The sequence below is a fragment of the Phenylobacterium sp. SCN 70-31 genome, assembly GCF_001724605.1.
Classification (GTDB): domain Bacteria; phylum Pseudomonadota; class Alphaproteobacteria; order Caulobacterales; family Caulobacteraceae; genus Phenylobacterium.
Genome location: NZ_MEEX01000003.1, coordinates 1 through 18,616, shown reverse-complemented (window position 1 = coordinate 18,616; position 18,616 = coordinate 1). Strand labels below are relative to the sequence as shown.

13 protein-coding genes and 1 pseudogene are annotated in these 18,616 nt (G+C 70.6%); 9 read left to right on the top strand and 5 right to left on the bottom strand.

What is annotated here, in order from left to right:
- Nucleotides 1-12 precede the first annotated feature (12 nt).
- Nucleotides 13-819, top strand: a complete 807-nt coding sequence (locus ABS78_RS01400; RefSeq protein WP_293374135.1) for a UDP-2,3-diacylglucosamine diphosphatase — start codon at nucleotides 13-15, stop codon at nucleotides 817-819.
- Between the two features lie 160 nt (nucleotides 820-979).
- Here the strand turns inward: ABS78_RS01400 and ABS78_RS01395 are convergent, their stop codons facing one another.
- Entirely contained in the window at nucleotides 980-1,996 is a 1,017-nt protein-coding gene (locus ABS78_RS01395) for an inorganic phosphate transporter (RefSeq protein WP_293374133.1), read from the bottom strand.
- 9 nt (nucleotides 1,997-2,005) lie between these two features.
- Nucleotides 2,006-2,647, bottom strand: coding sequence for a DUF47 domain-containing protein (locus ABS78_RS01390; RefSeq protein WP_293374131.1), 642 nt, complete (start codon nucleotides 2,645-2,647; stop codon nucleotides 2,006-2,008).
- Nucleotides 2,648-2,881: 234 nt separating this feature from the next.
- Here ABS78_RS01390 and ABS78_RS01385 point away from each other — a divergent pair, with 234 nt between their 5' ends.
- The 6 genes from ABS78_RS01385 to ABS78_RS01360 all read left to right on the top strand — a co-directional run bounded on the left by ABS78_RS01385 (nucleotide 2,882) and on the right by ABS78_RS01360 (nucleotide 8,584).
- On the top strand, nucleotides 2,882-3,898 hold the full coding sequence (locus ABS78_RS01385) for a PstS family phosphate ABC transporter substrate-binding protein (protein ID WP_293374129.1): 1,017 nt from the start codon (nucleotides 2,882-2,884) through the stop codon (nucleotides 3,896-3,898).
- Nucleotides 3,899-3,929: 31 nt separating this feature from the next.
- On the top strand, nucleotides 3,930-4,868 hold the full coding sequence (gene pstC, locus ABS78_RS01380) for a phosphate ABC transporter permease subunit PstC (protein ID WP_293374127.1): 939 nt from the start codon (nucleotides 3,930-3,932) through the stop codon (nucleotides 4,866-4,868).
- Nucleotides 4,868-5,800 carry a phosphate ABC transporter permease PstA gene (gene pstA / locus ABS78_RS01375; protein WP_293374125.1) on the top strand — a complete coding sequence of 311 codons (933 nt, stop codon included), beginning with the start codon at nucleotides 4,868-4,870 and terminating at the stop codon, nucleotides 5,798-5,800. The genes pstC and pstA overlap by 1 nt, the downstream gene beginning before the upstream one ends.
- Nucleotides 5,801-5,835: 35 nt before the next feature.
- Nucleotides 5,836-6,651, top strand: a complete 816-nt coding sequence (pstB, locus tag ABS78_RS01370; protein WP_293374123.1) for a phosphate ABC transporter ATP-binding protein PstB — start codon at nucleotides 5,836-5,838, stop codon at nucleotides 6,649-6,651.
- Nucleotides 6,652-6,659: 8 nt separating this feature from the next.
- Entirely contained in the window at nucleotides 6,660-7,328 is a 669-nt protein-coding gene (gene phoU, locus ABS78_RS01365; RefSeq protein WP_293374121.1) for a phosphate signaling complex protein PhoU, read from the top strand.
- 215 nt (nucleotides 7,329-7,543) lie between these two features.
- Nucleotides 7,544-8,584 (top strand): FAD-dependent oxidoreductase, encoded by a 1,041-nt coding sequence (locus ABS78_RS01360; RefSeq protein ID WP_293374119.1) that lies wholly within the window; start codon nucleotides 7,544-7,546, stop codon nucleotides 8,582-8,584.
- A gap of 213 nt (nucleotides 8,585-8,797) precedes the next feature.
- On the opposite strand, the pseudogene ABS78_RS01355 reads toward ABS78_RS01360, so the two are convergent.
- From ABS78_RS01355 to ABS78_RS01345, 3 genes and pseudogenes are all read right to left on the bottom strand, one after another.
- A pseudogene (locus ABS78_RS01355) lies at nucleotides 8,798-9,691 on the bottom strand (transglutaminase family protein); the annotation flags it as partial.
- Between the two features lie 12 nt (nucleotides 9,692-9,703).
- On the bottom strand, nucleotides 9,704-10,651 hold the full coding sequence (locus ABS78_RS01350) for an alpha-E domain-containing protein (protein WP_293374117.1): 948 nt from the start codon (nucleotides 10,649-10,651) through the stop codon (nucleotides 9,704-9,706).
- Nucleotides 10,648-12,057, bottom strand: a complete 1,410-nt coding sequence (locus ABS78_RS01345) for a circularly permuted type 2 ATP-grasp protein (RefSeq protein ID WP_363082513.1) — start codon at nucleotides 12,055-12,057, stop codon at nucleotides 10,648-10,650. Before ABS78_RS01345 ends, ABS78_RS01350 begins: the two co-directional genes overlap by 4 nt.
- A 271-nt stretch (nucleotides 12,058-12,328) precedes the next feature.
- Here ABS78_RS01345 and ABS78_RS01340 point away from each other — a divergent pair, with 271 nt between their 5' ends.
- Nucleotides 12,329-14,104 (top strand): autotransporter assembly complex family protein, encoded by a 1,776-nt coding sequence (locus ABS78_RS01340; protein ID WP_293374115.1) that lies wholly within the window; start codon nucleotides 12,329-12,331, stop codon nucleotides 14,102-14,104.
- 107 nt (nucleotides 14,105-14,211) lie between these two features.
- Nucleotides 14,212-18,318, top strand: a complete 4,107-nt coding sequence (locus tag ABS78_RS01335) for a translocation/assembly module TamB domain-containing protein (protein ID WP_293374113.1) — start codon at nucleotides 14,212-14,214, stop codon at nucleotides 18,316-18,318.
- Nucleotides 18,319-18,616 lie beyond the last annotated feature (298 nt).

The following is an 18,616-nucleotide window of genomic DNA, read 5'->3' as shown; positions in this document are numbered from 1 at the left end:
TGGGGGACCGCGATGCCGGAGCACGCGCCGACCGTCCGCTGCCGGACGGCCTTCATCTCGGACATCCATCTGGGGACCAAGGGCTGTCAGGCCGACCTGCTGCTGGAGTTCATCCGCGAGCTGGAGTGCGAGACACTCTATCTCGTGGGCGACATCGTCGACGGCTGGAAGATGAAGTCCGGCTGGTTCTGGCCTCAGGCGCACAACGACGTGGTCCAGAAGATCCTGCGCCTGGCCCGCAAGGGTGTCCGCGTCGTCTATGTGCCCGGCAACCACGACGACCGCATCCGGGATTTCTGCGGCGTCCATTTCGGCGGCGTGGTGGTGGTCCGCGACGCGATCCACGAGGCGGCGGACGGCCGGCGCTATCTGGTGACCCACGGCGACGAGTTCGACGGCGTGGTGCAGAACGCCAGGTGGTTGGCGTTCCTGGGCGACTGGAGCTATCGCGCGTTGCTCGCGCTCAACACCCATTTCAACCGTGTGCGGCGGCTGCTCGGCCTCAACTACTGGAGCCTGTCGGCCTTCCTGAAACACAAGGTGAAGGACGCCGTCGCCTTCATCGACCAGTTCGAGACCGCGATGGCCGACGAGGCCCGCCGCCGTGGCGTCTCGGGCGTGATCTGCGGCCACATCCACAAGGCCGAGATCCGCGACTTCGGGGATATTCGCTATCTGAACGACGGCGACTGGGTCGAGAGCTGCACCGCCATCGTCGAGGGGTTCGACGGCGAGTTCCGCATCGTGGACTGGCTGGCGGAGCGCCGCGCCCTGGCGGCTCCGCCGCTGCGCCTGGCCGAGGCGCCTCTCGCGGCCTGATCCCCTCGGGCTTCTCTGAAAATGATGGCCGCGACCGGGGGGCGGTCGCGGCCGAACGGCCATCGGGGCGGCCGATCTGTAGAGTACGCGGGGGGTTACTGAGCGTCAGTCTAGCCCGCGTGCGTGTCAGGTCCGTGACGTCTTCAGCCGAAAGCCCGGTTCAGCCGAAAGCCCGGTCGGCCATGCGCGCAAGGCCGTAGAACGCCGCGGCGATCAGGGCGGAGGCGGGCAGGGTGACCACCCAGGCCCAGACGATACGGCCCGCCACGTTCCACCGCACCGCCGACATCCGCCGCGAGGCGCCGACGCCGACGATCGAGCCGGTGATGGTGTGGGTGGTCGAGATCGGTACGCCGATGTGGGTGGCGATGAAGATGGTGATGGCCCCGCCGGTCTCGGCGCAGAAGCCCTGCTGGGGCGTCAGCCGGGTGATCTTGGACCCCATGGTGTGGACGATCCGCCAGCCGCCGAACAGGGTGCCGAGCGCCAGCGCCGCCTGACAGGTGATCACCACCCAGAACGGCACGTGGAACTCCGAACCCAGGTGTCCGTGGGCGAACAGCAGCACGGCGATGATGCCCATGGTCTTCTGGGCGTCGTTGCCGCCGTGGCCCAGCGAGAACATTGCGGCCGAGACGAGCTGGAGTTTCCGGAAGACCGAATCGGCCAGCGCCGGCGTCGCCCGGATGAACAGCCACGAGACGATCAGCACCAGGCCCAGCGCCAGGGCGAAGCCGATGGCCGGCGAGACGAAGATGCCCGCCACGGTCTTGAAGACGCCGCTCCAGACGATGCCGTCGAAACCCGCCTTGCTGATCCCGGCGCCCAGCAGCCCTCCGATCAGCGCGTGCGAGGAGGACGAGGGGATGCCGGCCAGCCAGGTGATGACGTTCCAGCTGATCGCGCCGCCCAGCGCCCCGAAGATCACGGCGTCCGAGACGATGTCGGCCGAGACGATCCCCTTGCCCACCGTGTTGGCCACGTGCAGGCCGAAGAACAGGAAGGCGATGAAGTTGAAGAACGCGGCCCAGGCCACGGCCACGCCGGGCGAGAGCACGCGGGTGGCCACCACGGTCGCGATGGAGTTGGCCGCATCGTGCAGGCCGTTCAGGAAGTCGAACGCCAGCGCGACGAAGATGAGGAAGATCAGCAGCCAGCTGACGCCTGCGAGGTCCACGGCAGGGCCTTACAGGTGCTCGATCAGCACGCTGCTGACCCGGTTGGCCACATCCTCGAACCGGTCGACCACCTTCTCCAGGTGGTCGTAGATCTCGGCGCCGATGATGTAGGCCATGGGATCGGTCTTGCCGACGTCGCGATACAGCGCCGCGATCCCGGCGTCGTAGAGGTGGTCCGACTGCTCTTCCTGTGCGGTGACCTGCTCGGTGAGTTCGCCCAGCCTGGCGGCGTTGGCCTTCAGCGATCGCAGCATCGGCACGGCCTGGCCGATCAGGTCGGCCGTCCGGACGATCACGCCGCCCAGTTCCAGCATGTGCGGCTGGAAGGTCGTCTGCTCGAACAGCGCGGTGACCTTGGCGGTCTTGTGCATCTGGTCGATGGCGTCGTCCATCGAGGTGATGAGATCGATGATGTCGGCGCGGTCGAAGGGGGTGATGAACGAGCGGCGCACATGCAGCATCACGGCCCGCGCGATGTCGTCGGCCTGCGCCTCATGGGCGGCGACGTCCGCGCCGTGCCGGGGCGTCTCGGGACCGCCTTCCAGCAGCTTGTGCAGCGATCGGGCGCCGGCGCTCAGCGTGGCGGCGTGACTGTCGAAGAGGTCGAAGAACTGGCCCTCCTTCGGCATAAGGGCCTGAAACCATCTCACGTGAGACCTCGATGCGGCTGCGTCGCGCCAGTGCGCGGCGGCTCCATAGCGTGATCCGCGCGCGCCGTCATCGAACTGTCACGCAACTGTCGCGAAAGCTTTCGGCGACCGTCGCCAAACTGTCATGCGGCGCGCGTAGAGCCACGGCATGACGTGCTGCGGGGGCGACCCGGCGGGCCATGCGGTCCCGATGTCCCGGACGCCTCGCCGACGATCCTTGGAGAGACGATCACGATGCGCGTGACCCTTTTGATCGGTGTTGCAGCCGCGGCGCTGGCGCTGGCCGCCTGTGGTGACAACCCCGCCAAGCCCGGCGCGGCCGCGCCGGCCGTCCTGCTGATCGACGGCTCCAGCACCGTCTATCCGATCTCCGAGGCCCTGGGCGAAGAATTCCAGAACACATCCGGCGCCCGCGTCACCGTCGGCCTGTCGGGCACGGGAGGCGGCTTCAAGAAGCTGTGCCGGGGCGAGATCGACATCGCCGGCGCCTCGCGTCCGATCAAGGCCGAGGAGGCCAAGGCCTGCGCCGACGCCGGGATCGAGGTCATCGAGCTGCCGGTGGCGCTGGACGCCCTGGCCGTCGTGGTCAGTCCGCAGAACACCTTCGCCGATTGTATGACGGTGGACGAGCTGAAGACCCTCTGGCAGCCGTCGGCCCAGGGCAAGATCTCGAACTGGAGCCAGGTCCGCGCCGGCTTCCCGGCCGAGCCCGTGAAGCTGTTCGGCGCGGGCACCGACTCGGGCACGTTCGACTACTTCACCAAGGCCATCAACGGCGAGGAGGGCGCCTCGCGCGGCGACTACACGGCCACCGAGGACGACAACGTCACGATCAACGGCGTCAGCGGCGACGCCGACGCGCTGGGCTACCTGGGCCTGGCCTACCTCACCGAGAACGCCGGAAAGGTGAAGGCGGTCCAGATCCGCCAGGCCGACGGCTCGTGCGTCGGTCCCTCGGCCGCGACGGCCCGCAACGCCAGCTATCAGCCCCTGTCGCGGCCGCTGTTCTACTACGTCAGCAAGAAGTCGGCGGACGAGCGGCCCCATGTGGCGGCATTCATCAAGTTCGCCTTCGATCCGACGCACGCCGAACCGCTGGTCTCGGAGGTGGGCTATGTTCCGCTCCCGACTGCGGCCTATCCGCTGGCGATCGCGAAGTTCGAGGCGCGCCGGACCGGCAGCTTCTTCGACGGCGGCTCCAAGGTGGGCGTGACCGCCGAGGATCTGGTCGCCGACGCCGCGCAGAAATGACCTTCTTGGCCCGCCGCCGGGTTTCCCACAGATGACCACGACCGGGTCTCCCCTCTCCGAATACGAGGCGCTGCGCGCCAGCCCCTTCCTGCGCCGGGGCCGCGTCCTGGCGGCCGTGATGAAAGTCGTGCTGTTCGCCTGCGCGGCGCTCTCCGTGGTCATCACCGCCGCGATCGTCTGGGTCCTGGTCTCCGAATCCCTCCCGTTCTTCCGGGAAATCCCGCTGACGACCTTCCTGACCGACACGGAATGGACGCCCGTCTTCACCAACGCGCGCTACGGCATCCTGCCCCTCCTGTCGGCCACCTTCTGGGCGGCCGGGATCGCGATGGCGGTGGCGACGCCGCTGGGCCTGGTGCTCGCGGTCTATCTCAGCGAGTTCGCCCGTCCGGGCGTGCGCGAGGCGCTCAAGCCGATCCTGGAGATGCTGGCCGCCGTGCCGACCGTGGTCTTCGGCTACTTCGCCCTGCTGTTCCTCACCCCGCTGGCGCGCCAGTTCATCCCCGGCCTTTCGGGGTTCAATCTGCTGATCCCCGGCATCGTGATGGGCGTGATGATCCTGCCCTACGTCGTCTCCATCAGCGAGGACGCCATGCGGGCGGTGCCCATGTCGCTGCGCGAGGGCGCCTTCGCGGTGGGGATGAGCCGGGTCCAGATGGCGTTCTCGGTGATCATTCCCGGCGCCTTCTCGGGGGTGACGGCGGCCTACCTCCTGGGGTTCTCGCGGGCGGTGGGCGAAACGATGGTCGTGGCCATCGCGGCCGGCCAGAACCCGAACCTGACGGGCGATCCGCGCGAAGGCGCGGCCACCATCACAGCCTATATCGTCCAGATGAGCCTTGGCGACCTGCCGCACGGCTCGCTGGCGTACTCGACCATCTTCGCGGCGGGTCTGACGCTGTTCGTCATCACCCTGGTCTTCAACCTGCTGGGCTTCTTCCTCCGGCGGAAGTTCCGGGAGGCTTACTGATGTCGGTCACCGCGCTCGGCGCACCCGCCGAGACCCAGCGTCTCGTCCTCCAGAAGAAGGCCCAGGACCTGATCTTCGGGACCATCGGCGTCCTGGTGCTGTTCGTGGTCATGGGCCTGCTGTTGACCCTGGTCTCGGACCTCGTCGTCGACGGCGCGGGGCGGATCACGCCGGAGTTCCTCACCAGCTTCCCGTCCCGCCGGGCCGCCCAGGCGGGCGTGCTGTCGGCCTGGATCGGCACCAGCCTGGTGATGATCGTCACCGCGGTCGTGGCCGTCCCGCTGGGGGTGGGGGCCGGCCTCTACCTTGAGGAGTACGCCCCCAAGAACATCCTCACCGACGCCATCGAGATCAACGTCAGCAACCTGGCCGGCGTGCCCTCGATCATCTACGGCCTGCTGGCCCTGGGCTTTTTCGTCTACGCGCTCGGCATGGGCCAGACGATCCTGGTGGGCGGCCTGGTGCTGGCGCTGCTGATCCTGCCCATCGTCATCGTGGCCACGCGCGAGGCGCTGCGCGCGGTGCCGGCGGGCCTGCGGGAGAGCGCCTACGGGATCGGCGCCAACCAGTGGCAGGTGATGTGGAACTACATCCTGCCCAGCGCGCGGCCCGGCATCCTGACCGGCGCCATCGTCGGCCTGTCGCGAGCCATCGGCGAGACGGCGCCGATCATCACCATCGGCGCGCTGACCTACATCGCCTTCCTGCCCCCGTCGCCCGTGAGCGCCAGCCCGCCGTTCGTCAACTTCGACTGGCTGAACTCGCCCTTCACCGTCATGCCCATCCAGATGTTCAACTGGGTCTCGCGGCCACAGGCGGCGTTCCATGAGAACGCCGCGGCCACCGGGGTCCTGCTGCTGGGCATGACCCTCCTCATGAACGGCTTTGCGATCTACCTGCGATATCGCCTCCGCCGCACGGTCCGGACCTGAAGATGAACGCCGCCACCCAACTCAGGAGCCCCGCCGTGAGCACGCCCTTGCCCTTGGCGATCCCCGGGGCGATCCCCGGGACGACGGACGCCCAGATCCGCGCCCAGGTGTCGGACCTCAACTTCTGGTACGGCAAGTTCCAGGCGCTGCACGGTGTCTCGATGCCGATCCACGACCGGCAGGTCACGGCCATCATCGGCCCGTCCGGCTGCGGCAAGAGCACGCTGCTCCGCTGCTTCAACCGCATCCACGACCTGTACCTCGGCGTCCGCTACGAAGGCGCGATCGAGCTGATGCCCGACCGCCTGAACCTCGTCGGCAAGGCCGTCGATCCCATCCTGGTCCGCCTGATGGTGGGCATGGTGTTCCAGAAGCCGAACCCCTTCCCCAAGAGCATCTTCGAGAACGTGGCTTCGGGCCTCTATGTCCGCGGGATCCGCAACAAGGGCGAGGTGGAGGGGCGTGTCGAGCATGCGCTGAAGCAGGCCGCGATCTGGGACGAGGTGAGCGACCGCCTCAAGAAGCCCGCCTACGAGCTTTCGGGCGGACAGCAGCAGCGTCTCTGCATCGCCCGCGCGCTCGCGCCCGAACCCAAGCTGCTGCTGCTGGACGAGCCGACGTCCGCCCTCGACCCCATCGCCACCGCCAAGATCGAGAGCCTGATCGACGACCTGGCCGAACAGGTCACCATCGTGATCGTGACCCACAACATGGGGCAGGCGGCCCGCATCTCGGACCACACCGCCTTCATGCACCTGGGCAAGCTGGTCGAGTTCGGCGAGACCGAGCAGATTTTCACCAGTCCGCAGGCCGAGCAGACCCGCGACTACGTCACCGGCCGCTACGGGTAGGACCCGACATGGAACACACCGTCAAAGCCGTCGACGACCAGCTCAACGCCATGACGCGCGATCTCGCCGCCATGGGCGACCTTGCCGTCGCCCAGGTGCGGGCGGCGATCGACGTCTTCCTGCGTCATGATCTGACGGCCGCCGCCAAGGTGGTGCGCGGCGACGACGCCCTCGATCTGCAGGACGCCGACATCGAGCGCCGCGCCGTCCGCTTCATCGCGCTGCATCAGCCGATGGCCGACGACCTCCGCCGGCCGATCGCCGCCATGAAGATCGCCATGCAGCTCGAACGCTGCGGGGACCTGGCCAAGAACATCGCCAAGCGGGTCGGGCGCATGGACGCGCCCGCCGACGCCGACCAGGCCGAGCCGGTGGCCGGGCTGGGCCGCCTGGCCGCCGAGCGCCTGTCGTCTGTAGTGGACGCCTACCGGGCCTCCGACGCCCAGGGCGCCTACAACGTCTGGGTTCGCGACACCGAGATCGACGAACTCCACGAGAAGGTCCTGGCGGGGCTGATCGAGGCCATGGCCCGCGAATCACGGGCGCTGGGCGACTTCGCCCACCTCCTGTTCATCGCCAAGAACCTCGAGCGGATCGGCGACCACGCCACCAATATCGCCGAGCTTGTGCACTACCAGATCACCGGCGCCGATCTGGCCGACCGACCCAAGCTCTAGGCTTGCGCACAGACGGGCGCGGCGGCCTACATGACGGCATGCCCTCGCTCTCTCCGTCCCGCTTGATCCGCCCGACGCCGGAGGCGATCCCGACGCCCGATCGGCGAACCCTTCTGGGGGGCGCGTTCTCGCTGGCGGGCTCAGGCCTTCTGGGCGGATGCGCCACGGCAGCCCCGCCGGCGCCCCTCCGGCCGGATTTCCGGGCGCCGCCGCCCTTGGCGCCGATCCGCGCCCGGCCCGACCGTATCACCGGCATCACCGTCTGCCTGCGCCCGTTCCGGGCGGCCGGACCGCGCCTCGAAGCCGAGACGGTCGGCGACAAGCTGGTGGTCCACAACTACGGCCACGGCGGCAGCGGCTGGTCTCTCAGCTGGGGCTACGCGATGGAGGCCGTGCGTATGGCCCTGGCGGGCGGCGCGCGCGACATCGCCGTCCTGGGCGCGGGCGCGCTCGGCCTGACGGCCGCGACGGTCGCCCAGCGTGCGGGCGCACGCGTCACCATCTACGCCCGCGAGCGTCCCCAGGAGACGCGCTCGGCGCGGGCCACGGGCGTCTGGTCGCCCGACAGCCGAATCGCCCTTTCCGGATCGGTCGACGCCGGCTTCGCGGCCCGCTGGGAGGCGTTCACCCGCACCTCGTTCCGGATGCACCAGCAGTTCCTGGGGCTGGCCGACGCGCCCGTCGAATGGACCGAACGCTACATCCTCTCCGACATGCGGCCGTCCGGACCGTCGCCCGACCCGATGGGGTTCGCCCACTATGGCGGGCGCATCCGCGACCTCACGCCCGAGACGGTCACGCTGTCGCCGGCCGACCATCCGTTCCCGACCGCCTACGCGCGGCGGGCGGCGCTGCCGATGTTCAACATCACCGCGTATGCGAAGATGCTGGTGGACGACTTCCTGCTGGGGGGCGGCCGGTTCGAGACCGTGGAGTTCCACAGTCCCTCCGAGCTCGCCAGGTTACCCCAGGCGGTGATCGTCAACTGTCCGGGCTATGGCGCCCGCGCGCTCTGGAAGGACGAGAGCCTCGTGCCGGTGCGCGGCCAGATCGCCTGGCTCGTCCCCCAGCCGGAGGTGACCTACGGCGTTCACTACCGGGGTGTCGGCACGATCTCGCGCCGCGACGGCCTGGTGGTGCAGAACAGCGGCGCCGACGAGTCCTACGGCCACAACGACGCCAACGAGGCGCCCGATCGCGCCGAGGCCGACGCTGCGGTGGCGACGATCGCGCGGCTGTTCCCGACCGCGACCTGACCTATATTGCGGAAGCTGCGGCGGGCTACGACGGCCCACCGGCGCGCCGATTCCCGACCCCGATCCGGACGGTGGGTCAGAGCGTCATCGCAAGAGCGCTCTCCCGCCGCAGCGCCGCTACTGCTGTTGCTGCTGCATCTGGTGCAGCCGCTGTTGATGCTGGTAGGCCGCGCCGTGCATCCGGCGCGCGCTTTGACCGCCACGGGGCGTGGACGAGACCCGCAGGAATTCCGGCTCCGAGATCGCGGCCCGGGCCTTGCGCACCGACACGCCGACCGCGAGCTGGCTTTCGGCCTCACCCTTGTAGACGCCGCGGGACGGCGGCACGTCGGAATAGTCGCGGCCCACGGCGCAGGCCACGTGGCGTTCGGTGGCCGGTGTGTTGTTGGTCGGGTCGAAGCCGATCCAGCGCACGCTGGGCAGGAACACCTCGACCCAGGCATGGGTGGCGTCCGGGTCCGACCGGTCGCCATGCTTGCGGTCGGTGAACAGGTAGCCCGACACATAGCGCGCGGGAACGCCCCACGAGCGGCAGATGGCGATCATCACATGGGCGAAGTCCTGGCAGACGCCCTTGCGCGCTCTCAGCACATCGTCGATCGGGCTGTCGGCCCGGGTGACGCCGGCCTCGTAGCCGAACGAGGCGTATAGGGTCTCGTTCAGCGCCTGGAGCGCGGAAAGCGGGTCGCGGCCGCGCAAGGCGTCGATGTCGTGATCGGCCATGTACTGGCGCAACGCCTCGCTCTCGCGGGCGAAACCATGCGGATGCAGGAAGTCGAAGTTCTCGCCGCGCAGGAACTCCGAGCGGAGCCGATCCCATTCGCCCTGGTCCAGTCGGTCGGGCAGGGGAGACGGCGCCTGGGTCTCCACGGCCGAGCGGGCGGTGATGGTGAGGCTGTCGTGCGGCTGGGGCACGTCGAAGTGGTAGACCGCGTTCCCGAAGCTGTCGGCGTAGCTGAACACCTGGGCGGGCGGGTCCAGGTCGAGGTCGAAGCTCACCAGCCGCTGACGCGCGCTCTTCTGCGGCTGCATCCACACTTCCATGACGCTTTCGCGCACGGGGAAGGCGTATCGGTACTGGGTGACGTGGCGGATCTCGAGCAGCACGGATCGTGACTCCTAGGCCGGCAGCCGGTCTTCGAGCGGGTAGGCGACGAAGGTGTCGTACAGGCTGCGGTGGATGGCGGCGCATTCGTCCAGCACCGTCTTCAGGAAGGCGCTGGCGCCGCCCGCCTCGATCTCGTCCAGGTCGGCGTACTGCATCCGGGCGCGCAGGCGACCGGCGAGGCGGTCGGGGCCGACGCTGCCCGCCAGGCCGGCATGGCGGATGATGGCTGACAGGTGCCCCTCGATCTCCTGGGCGCAGAACCGGATCGACCGCGGAAAGTCCTCGTCCAGCAGCAGGAACTGCAGGATGTACCGCGGTCGCATCTCCGCAGTGTAGACCCTCAGATAGGGTTCCAGCGCGCAGCCCATGCGCAGCACGCTGGTAAGCGCGAAGTGGTCTCCCAACGGGCGGCGTCGCCGCGTCTCGCCGAACGCCACCTCGAGCAGTGACCCGATGAGCTGCGCCCGCTCCAGGTAGACGCCGAGGAGGAGGAAGCTCCAGCCTTCGCCGTGACTCATGGTGGCGTCGCCGGCTCCCTTGAACAGGTGCAGGTCTGCGATGGTGTCGTGCAGGAAGAGCTGCGACCCATCGGCGAATGAGCGCCCGGCGTTCGGGTCGGTCATGCGAAGGTAGATGAGGTTCAGCCGTTCCCAGGTCTCGGTCGTGATCTGGTCGCGAACCTGCCGCGCGTTCTCCCGCGCCCGCGAGATGGAGCAGAGGATCGAACCGTCGTCCTCCTTGTCGAGGGTCAGCGCGAGCGCCGCCTCGTAGGGGCTCTTGGCTTTGGCGACGTCGGGGTCCCCGACGGCGGCCAGCGCGATCCGCGCCACCTGGGTGGCCGCCTCGGATCGGTCCAGGGTGGCCGAGAGCATGACGTCCGAAAGCCGGCACATGTGCTCGGCCCGCTCTACATAGCGACCGATCCAGTAGAGGCTGTCGGCGACCCGAGCGAGCATCATGACCGATCTCCCTTGGTGTCGCTGAGCACCCAGGTGTCCTTCGAGCCCCCGCCCTGGCTGGAGTTCACGACCAGCGAACCCTTCTTGAGCGCCACGCGGGTGAGCGCGCCGGGCGTCACCACGATCTTCTCGCCCGAGAGGATGAAGGGACGCAGGTCCACGTGCCGCGGCTCGACCGCGTGGTCGATGAGGCAGGGCGCTGTGGAAAGCTGGATCGTAGGCTGGGCGATGTAGTTGTCCGGGTCGGCCTTCAGCGCCTCGGCGAACTCGGCCTGCTGGGCCTTCGTGGAATGCGGCCCGACCAGCATCCCGTAGCCGCCCGAGGCGCCCACCGCCTTCACCACCAGCTTGTCGAGGTTGGCCAGCACGTGGCTGAGCTGGGCCTTCTCGCGGCAGAGGTAGGTCTCGATGTTGGGCAGGATGGCGTCTTCGCCCAGGTAGTAGCGGATCATCTCGGGCACATACGCATAGACGGCCTTGTCGTCGGCCACCCCGGTGCCGGGCGCGTTGCAGATCACCACATTGCCGGCGCGGTAGGCGTTGAACAGGCCCGCGGCGCCCAGCGAGGAGTCCCGCCGGAAGGTGAGGGGATCGATGAAGTCGTCGTCCACGCGGCGGTAGATCACGTCGATCCGCCGCAGCCCTGTGGTGGTCCGCATGTAGACCATGTTGTCGTGGACCACGAGGTCGCGGCCCTCGACCAGCGGAACCCCCATGAGCCGGGCCAGGTAGGCGTGCTCGTAGTAGGCCGAGTTGTAGACGCCGGGCGTCAGCACGACGACCTGCGGGTTGGGCCGCCAGTCGGCCGCCATGCTCTTCAGCGTCGCGAGCAGCAGGTCGGGATAGCGGTCGATCGAGCGCACGCCGGCCGATCGGAAGGTGCCGGGGAAGACGCGCCGCGAGGCCTCCCGGTTGGCCAGCATGTACGAGACGCCGGAGGGGACCCGCAGGTTGTCCTCCAGCACCGCGAACTCGCCGTTCTCCTGCCGGATGAGGTCCGAGCCACAGACGTTGGCGTAGGCCTTGTGCGGCACGTACAGGTTCTGCATCTCGCGCCGGTAGCTGGGCGCGTTCAGCACCAGCTCGCGCGGGACGACCCCGTCCATGAGGATCTGCTGTTCCGAGTAGATATCGGCCAGGAACATGTTCAGGGCGCGCAGCCGCTGGGCCAGTCCCGCCTCGATCCGGGCCCATTCCGCGCCCGCGATGATGCGCGGCAGGATGTCGCTCGGGATGATGCGTTCCGTGGTGCTTTCGGCGCCGTAGACCGTGAAGGTGATGCCCTGGAGAAGGAAGAACCGCTCCTGCGTGCGCTGACGCTCGGCGAGTTCGTCGGGGGTCAGGGTCGCAAGCCGGGCGTCCAGCGCCGCATAGTGCGGCCGGACCTGCCCGTCGGGCGTCAGCATTTCGTCGTACGGCCCCGCCACGGGGGCCGTCGCATTCTCCGGGGCCGGCTCGTCGCGCCTGACGCTCACAGTGGAATCCACGCCTCTAAAGCCCGCTACAGCCTCGACTCTGTAGGACGCTTACGGCGCGGCCGATAGCGGGACCTGCAAATTCGTGTCCTGCGGATCACAGGTCAGGCGGGCGCCTATCATTTGGGCGCCGGGTTTGGATGACAGGGGCCGGGGCGACGGCTACACCCGGAAATCGGGGGGCGCGAATGGGGATTCGGGCTTGGGTCGACTGCTTTCCGTCGTCGCCGCCTCGGCGGCATTCTGTGCGCCGGCGCTCGCCGTCGCGGCGGAACCCAAGGCCACCATCCAGGGTCAGTTGGACGGGAGCCTGCGGGGCGACATCCAGCGGGCGGTCGGCGAGGCCGACCGGCCCGTCGAGAACCGCTTCGAGGCCCGCCGCCGCGCGCGGACGGCGGCCGAGGACGCCATCGCCGTCCTGCGATCCGAGGGTTACTACGCCTACGACGTCCAGCCCGATGTGAGCGACGGCGAGCCGCCGCGCCCCGTCGTGCGGATCTCGCCGGGCCGCCGCTTCCTGCTGGGGTCCAGCGCCATCGCCTGGCAGGGGGAAGCGCCCGCGGCCGACGCCCAGACCGCCGCCACGTCCGCCCTGGGACTCAAGCCGGGCGGACCGGGACGGGCCGCCGAGGTTGTCGCGGCCGAAGGGCGGATCATCGCCGCGATCCAGGCGCGCGGCTACGCCGACGCGACGGCCGAGCCCCGCGAAGTGATCGTCGACCATGCCGACTTCACCTTGAGCCCCACCTACCGGATCGCGGCCGGTGGGCTGGTCCGCCTGGACGGACTGGAGATCGCGACGGACGGTCGCACCCGGCCGGCCTGGATCCGCGGCCTGGCGCCCTGGACCGAAGGCGACGTCTACGATCCGGCCGATGTCGCCGAGCTGGAGCGTCGCCTGCTGGACACCGGCGTCTACGACACCGTGACCGTCGCCCTGACCCCGCCGGAGAAGACCACCGAGGAGGGCCTGCGCCCCGTCGTGGTCAGCCTGGCCGAGCGCGCGCGCCGGACGATCGAGGGCAGCGCCAGCTACGACACCGCCGACGGCTTCGGGGTCAATGCGCGCTGGACGCACTACAACCGCCTGGGCCGGGCCGACACCCTGGCGCTGCTGGCGCAGGTGTCGGTTCGCGACAGCCGCGCCGGCGCCGAGTTGTCGTTGCCGCATTGGCGCAAGGCCCAGCAGACCTTGAAGACCAGCGCCGCCGTCTATCGTGTCCGCACCGACGCCTACGACGAGACCGGCGCCGGGGTGCAGGCGGACATCACGCGACGCTACGGACCCACCTCGTACTTCACCTACGGCGCTTCGCTGGACCTCAGCCGCACCGAGGAACTGCGCGCCCGCACGCTCATGCCGCTGGGTCGGGACCTGGTGACGGTGGGGACACTGGCGGACCTGCTGTTCGACCGGTCGAACGACCCTCTGGATCCCACCCGCGGCTGGCGGCTCAGCACGCGGCTCGAGCCGACCCTGATCGTGGGCGACACCACGCTGCCCTACCTGCGCGCCGTGGCGCAGGGGACCTACTACCTGTCGCTGGACCGGGCGTCGGACACCGTGATCGCCGCGCGGGTTCGCGCGGGCCGGATCATCAACGGGACGGTGGACGAGGTTCCCGCTTCGCAGCGCTTCTACGCCGGCGGCGGCGGTTCGGTCCGGGGCTTCCCGTTCCAGGCGGTGGGGCCGCGGCTGGACGACAACACGCCGCGTGGCGGGGTCTTCCTGTTCGAGTCGTCCCTGGAGCTGCGCCGGCGGCTGACGGAACGGTGGGGATTCGCGGCCTTCGTCGACACGGGCGCCGTGGGATCGAGCGGCCCGGTGGACTTCCAGGATCTGGCCGTGGGTGCGGGCGTCGGCGTCCGCTACAACCTGGGCTTCGCTCCGATCCGCTTCGACATCGCCACGCCCGTCGCCCGCAAGCGCGGCGAGCCGGCGTTCCAGATCTACGTCAGCATCGGACAGAGCTTTTGACCGAGGGCCCGGACACGTCACCTGAAGCGACTCCGGAAGCGGGGCCGGAATCCGGCGCGGCCCGCGGCGGTCCGCGTCGGGGCGGCCGGCGCCGGGGCGCGCTGGCGATGCGTATCGCCCTCGTGGCGACGCTGGGCGTGTTCGTGCTTCTGGCCGCCGTCGTCGCCGGGCTGCGCTACGGCGTGCTGCTGCCGCAGGTCCGGCTGCTGATCGAGGCGCGCACCGACGGCCTCGAACTGGGACGCATCGGCCGGCTGAAGATCGAGGGGCTCAGCGGCGACATCTGGCGTGACGCGCGGGTCCGCCGCCTGACGATCCGGGACGACAAGGGCGTCTGGCTGGAGGCCCAGGACGTCCGGCTGACATGGCGGTATCTGGAACTTATGCGGCGCCGCTTCGACGCCGACCTGATCGAGGCGCGGCAGGTCCGGGTGCTGCGCCGGCCCGAACTGGGGCCGAAGGGGCAGGATCGCGGCCTGCCGGTCTCGTTCAAGATCGATGCGATCCGCACCCGCCTCGTGATGGAGCCGGCCTTCAGCTACGAGCGCGGCGTCTACGACCTGAAGGCGGACGTCGACATCGCCCGGGTCGGCGCGCGCAGCGGCCGGCTGTCGGCCGACAGCGTCCTGCACCCCGGGGACCGGCTGGCCGTGGACGTCCGCGTGGGCGGCGAGGGGCCGCTGCGGATCGTCACCGACGCGCGCGAGGCGCGTGGCGGGGCGCTGGCCGGCGCGCTGGGCCTGCCGGCGCAGCAGGCGTTTGAGCTGTCGATCCGCGCCGACGGGACCACGTCGGAGGGTCGCTTCACCGCACGGGCCGTCTCGGGCGACACCATGCCCCTGGCGGCCAAGGGCGCCTGGACGCCGGCGGGCGGAGAGGCCGATGGGCGCCTGTCGCTTTCGGCGTCGTCCCTGACCGCGCCCCTGGCCGAGCGGCTGGGACCCGAGGTGACCTTCACCGTCTCGGGCCGCAAGGCGGGCGAGGGCGCCTATGCGCTGGACGCGCGCGCGCAGGCCGAGGCCGTCCAGGCGCGGATCTGGGGCCTGGGCGACGTGGGCGCGCGGCGGACGGGGCCGGCCGGCCTGAGGGTGGCGGTGGCGGCGCCGTCGCTGTCGCGCATCACCGGCGGCCCGCAGATGGGCGCCGCCGGCCTGACGGGCGTCCTGCGGGGCGATGGAGCGGGCTGGCGCTTCACGGGCGACGCGGCGGTCTCGGCCGTCGACCTGGGCGGGTATGGCCTGAACCGGATCGGGGGACCGCTCGAGGTCGTGACCGGGAAGACCGGCGTGCACGTCGAGGCGCGCCTGGCCGGCGCCGGCGGACGCGGCGAGGGCTTCGCGGCGGCGCTGCTGGGCGGCGCGCCGACGGCGGCGCTGTCGGCCGAGCGCCTGGCCAACGGACAGATCCTGCTGCGCGACCTGGACGTCGCCGGCCGCGGCCTGCGGGTGGAGGCCTCGGGCGGCCGCAGCCTGCTGGGCGGACTGACCTTCAAGGGCCGGGCCTCGGTCTCCAACCTGGAGGCGGCGCAGGCCGGCGCCCGCGGTGGCGCAGCCGCCGACTGGCAGGCGGCCCAGGCCCGCGCGGGCGCCCCCTGGACCTTCACGCTGGACGCGCGGGGCCAGCGCCTGGCCCTGGGCGTGTCCGAACTGGACCGCCTGATGGGCGCGGCGCCGCGGCTTCAGGTCCGCGCCAACTGGCAGGCCGGGCGGCTGGAGGTGGCCCGCGCCGCGTTGAACGGCGCCGCGCTCGACGCGTCGGCCAGCGGCGCGATGGCGGCGAACGGAGCCCTGGCGTTCAAGACCGACTGGAGCGCCCAGGGGCCGGTGCGCGCCGGCCCAGTCGAGATCACCGGCCGCCTGAGCGGCGACGGACGGGTGGCCGGCACGGTCGCCGCGCCGCGCCTCGACCTGACGGCCGCCATCGAGCAGGTGGACATTCCCCGCCTGCCGCTGCGCGACGCGAAGCTGACCCTGACCTTCGTTCAACAGGCCGACGGTTCGAACGGCGCCGTGGCGCTGACGGCCGACAGCGCCTACGGCCCGGCGCGCGGCCGCGCCGACTTCCGCTTCCCGCGGGGCGGCGTCGATCTGAGCGGCCTGTCGGTGGATGCGGGCGGGCTGACGGCCGAGGGCTCGGTGTCGCTGCGGCGCGCCAGCCCTTCGGCGGCCGACCTCAAGCTGGAGGTGGTGAGGGGGGCGTTCCTGGATGGAGGGCGCCTCTCGGGCGCGCTCAAGGTGCGCGACGCCGCGGGCGGTCCGCAGGCCAACCTGTCGCTGCGGGGCCAGGCCGTGCAGCTTCCGGGCTCGGCCTTGGTGATCCGGACGGCGACGGTCACCGCGGACGGCCCGTTGTCCCGATTGCCCTACACGCTGGACGTCCGGGGCGCCTCCGGCCAGGGGCCGTGGGCCGTCGAGGGCCAGGGCGTCCTGTCGGACCTGGCGCCGGGCTACGGCGTCACCTTCGCCGGCCAGGGGCGGCTGGCGGGCCGGGGCCTGCGGACGACAGAGGCCGCCAGCGTGCGTCTCGTCGGCGACGATCGCACGGCGCGTCTCCGGCTGGTCGCCGAGGACGGCGGCCTGATCTCGGTGGACGGCGCGCTGAACCGGAGCGGCGCCGACCTCAAGGCGCGTATCGACCGGCTGGGCCTGAGCCTGTTCGATCCCGACCTCACGGGACGCCTGAACGCCACGATGGCGCTGCGGGGCCAGGGCGAGCAGCTGACCGGCGATCTCGAGGCGCGGATGATCAACCTGCGCGGGCGGGGCGCGCCGGCCAAGCTGGGACTGGACGGGACCGTCCGCGCCCGGCTGACAGACGACAGCCTCTCGATCGACCTGACCACCACCAACGACAGCGGCGTGAAGGGCGAGGCGGCCTTCGTCCTGCCCGCCGAGGCTTCGGCCGCGCCGTTCCGGGTGGCCATCGCCCGCCAGCGGCCGATGAGCGGCCGCTTCGACTTCGAGGGCGAGGTGGGACCGCTCTGGGATCTGCTGATCGGCGGCGACCGCGCCCTCTCGGGCTTCGTGCGCGCCCAGGGGCAGGTATCGGGCGCGTTGGCCGACCCGCGCGCCCGGGGCTCGGTGGTGGTGGAGCGGGGCCGGTTCGACGACGGCGCGACGGGCCTTTCGCTGCGCGAGGTGGCGGTCAGAGCCGCCTTCGACGAACATGCGGTGGACGTCACCGAAGCCCGCGGCGTCGACGGGAAGGGCGGGAAGCTGAACGGCCAGGGCCGGATCAGCCTCGAGCGGGCGGGCGTGTCCAGCTTCCGGCTGGACCTCCAGGACTTCCGGCTGATCGAGACCGACCAGGCCTCGGCTTCGGCGACCGGGCAGGGCGCCATCAACCGCGCGGCCGACGGCAAGGTGACGTTGACGGGCGACTTCACCATCAACGAGGCCGAGGTAGCGGCCGATCCGCCGGTCCCCTCGGGGGTGGTCCCGATGGAGGTGAAGGAGATCAACCGGCCCGACGACCTGCAGACCGCGCTGCCCACGCGTGCGCGGGCCGGGCCGGCCTGGGGGCTGGACGTGCGCCTGCGCGCGCCGCGGCGGATCTACCTGCGCGGGCGGGGCCTGGACCTTGAGATGTCGCTGGACGCGCGGGTGGGCGGCACGACGGCGCAGCCCGAACTGACGGGCGTGGCGCGGGTGGTGCGCGGCGACTACGACTTCGCCGGCCGGCGGTTCACCTTCGACGACCGGGGCGTGGTCTATCTGTCGACCCGGCCGCAGAACATCCGGCTGCAACTGGACGCCGTCGGGGAAGACGACACCCTGACGGTGACGGTGCGGATCCGCGGCACGGCGGCCAAGCCCGAGATCACCCTGGTGTCGTCGCCCAGCCTGCCCAACGACGAGATCCTGGCCCAGGTGCTGTTCGGCCGCTCGGCCTCGCAGCTTTCGGCGGTGGAGGCGGCCCAGCTCGCCGTGGCGCTGTCGTCGCTGGCGGGCGGCGGCGGGTTCGACGTGGTGGGCAATCTGCGCAACTTCGCCGGCCTGGACCGGCTGGCGTTCGGCGGCGGGGACGAGGCGGGGGTGACGGTCTCGGGGGGCAAGTACCTGACCGACGACGTCTATCTGGAACTGACGGGCGGCGGGCGCGAAGGACCGACGGCGACGGTGGAATGGCGCATCCGCAAGAACCTCTCGATCCTGTCGCGGCTGGCCGGAGAGTCCGGCAACCGCATCGCCATCCGCTGGCGGCGGGATTACTGAGCGGATCGGCTGTCTGGGCGGGATTCGTGCAGTCCACGGATGCGCACGGATGGGCGGCACCGCCAGGATGGGCGCGCAAAGGGCGGCGGACGTCGGCAGGCGTCTTGACGGAACCGCAGAGGACTCCGGCGTCCCCGCGATCTCTGCGGTTTTCCGAAGAACGACACCGCGTTCAGCCACTGGCTACGCCCCTCCCCCTTTGCGGGGAGGGGTTGGGGTGGGGGTGTCAATTCAGCGCCTGCCCATGCCGCCCCTAACGCCGAAACCGCCCGTCCCAACTCACCCGGCCAAACCTCGC

What these genes read in the sequence shown, in the direction of transcription:
- ABS78_RS01385 (WP_293374129.1), top strand. Translation starts at nt 2,882, where the DNA reads ATGCGCGTGACCCTTTTGATCGGTGTTGCAGCCGCGGCGCTGGCGCTG.
- pstA (WP_293374125.1), top strand. Translation starts at nt 4,868, where the DNA reads ATGTCGGTCACCGCGCTCGGCGCACCCGCCGAGACCCAGCGTCTCGTC.
- pstC (WP_293374127.1), top strand. Translation starts at nt 3,930, where the DNA reads ATGACCACGACCGGGTCTCCCCTCTCCGAATACGAGGCGCTGCGCGCC.
- phoU (WP_293374121.1), top strand. Translation starts at nt 6,660, where the DNA reads ATGGAACACACCGTCAAAGCCGTCGACGACCAGCTCAACGCCATGACG.
- ABS78_RS01350 (WP_293374117.1), bottom strand. Translation starts at nt 10,651, where the DNA reads ATGATGCTCGCTCGGGTCGCCGACAGCCTCTACTGGATCGGTCGCTAT.
- ABS78_RS01345 (WP_363082513.1), bottom strand. Translation starts at nt 12,057, where the DNA reads ATGCTGACGCCCGACGGGCAGGTCCGGCCGCACTATGCGGCGCTGGAC.
- ABS78_RS01335 (WP_293374113.1), top strand. Translation starts at nt 14,212, where the DNA reads ATGCGTATCGCCCTCGTGGCGACGCTGGGCGTGTTCGTGCTTCTGGCC.
- ABS78_RS01400 (WP_293374135.1), top strand. Translation starts at nt 13, where the DNA reads ATGCCGGAGCACGCGCCGACCGTCCGCTGCCGGACGGCCTTCATCTCG.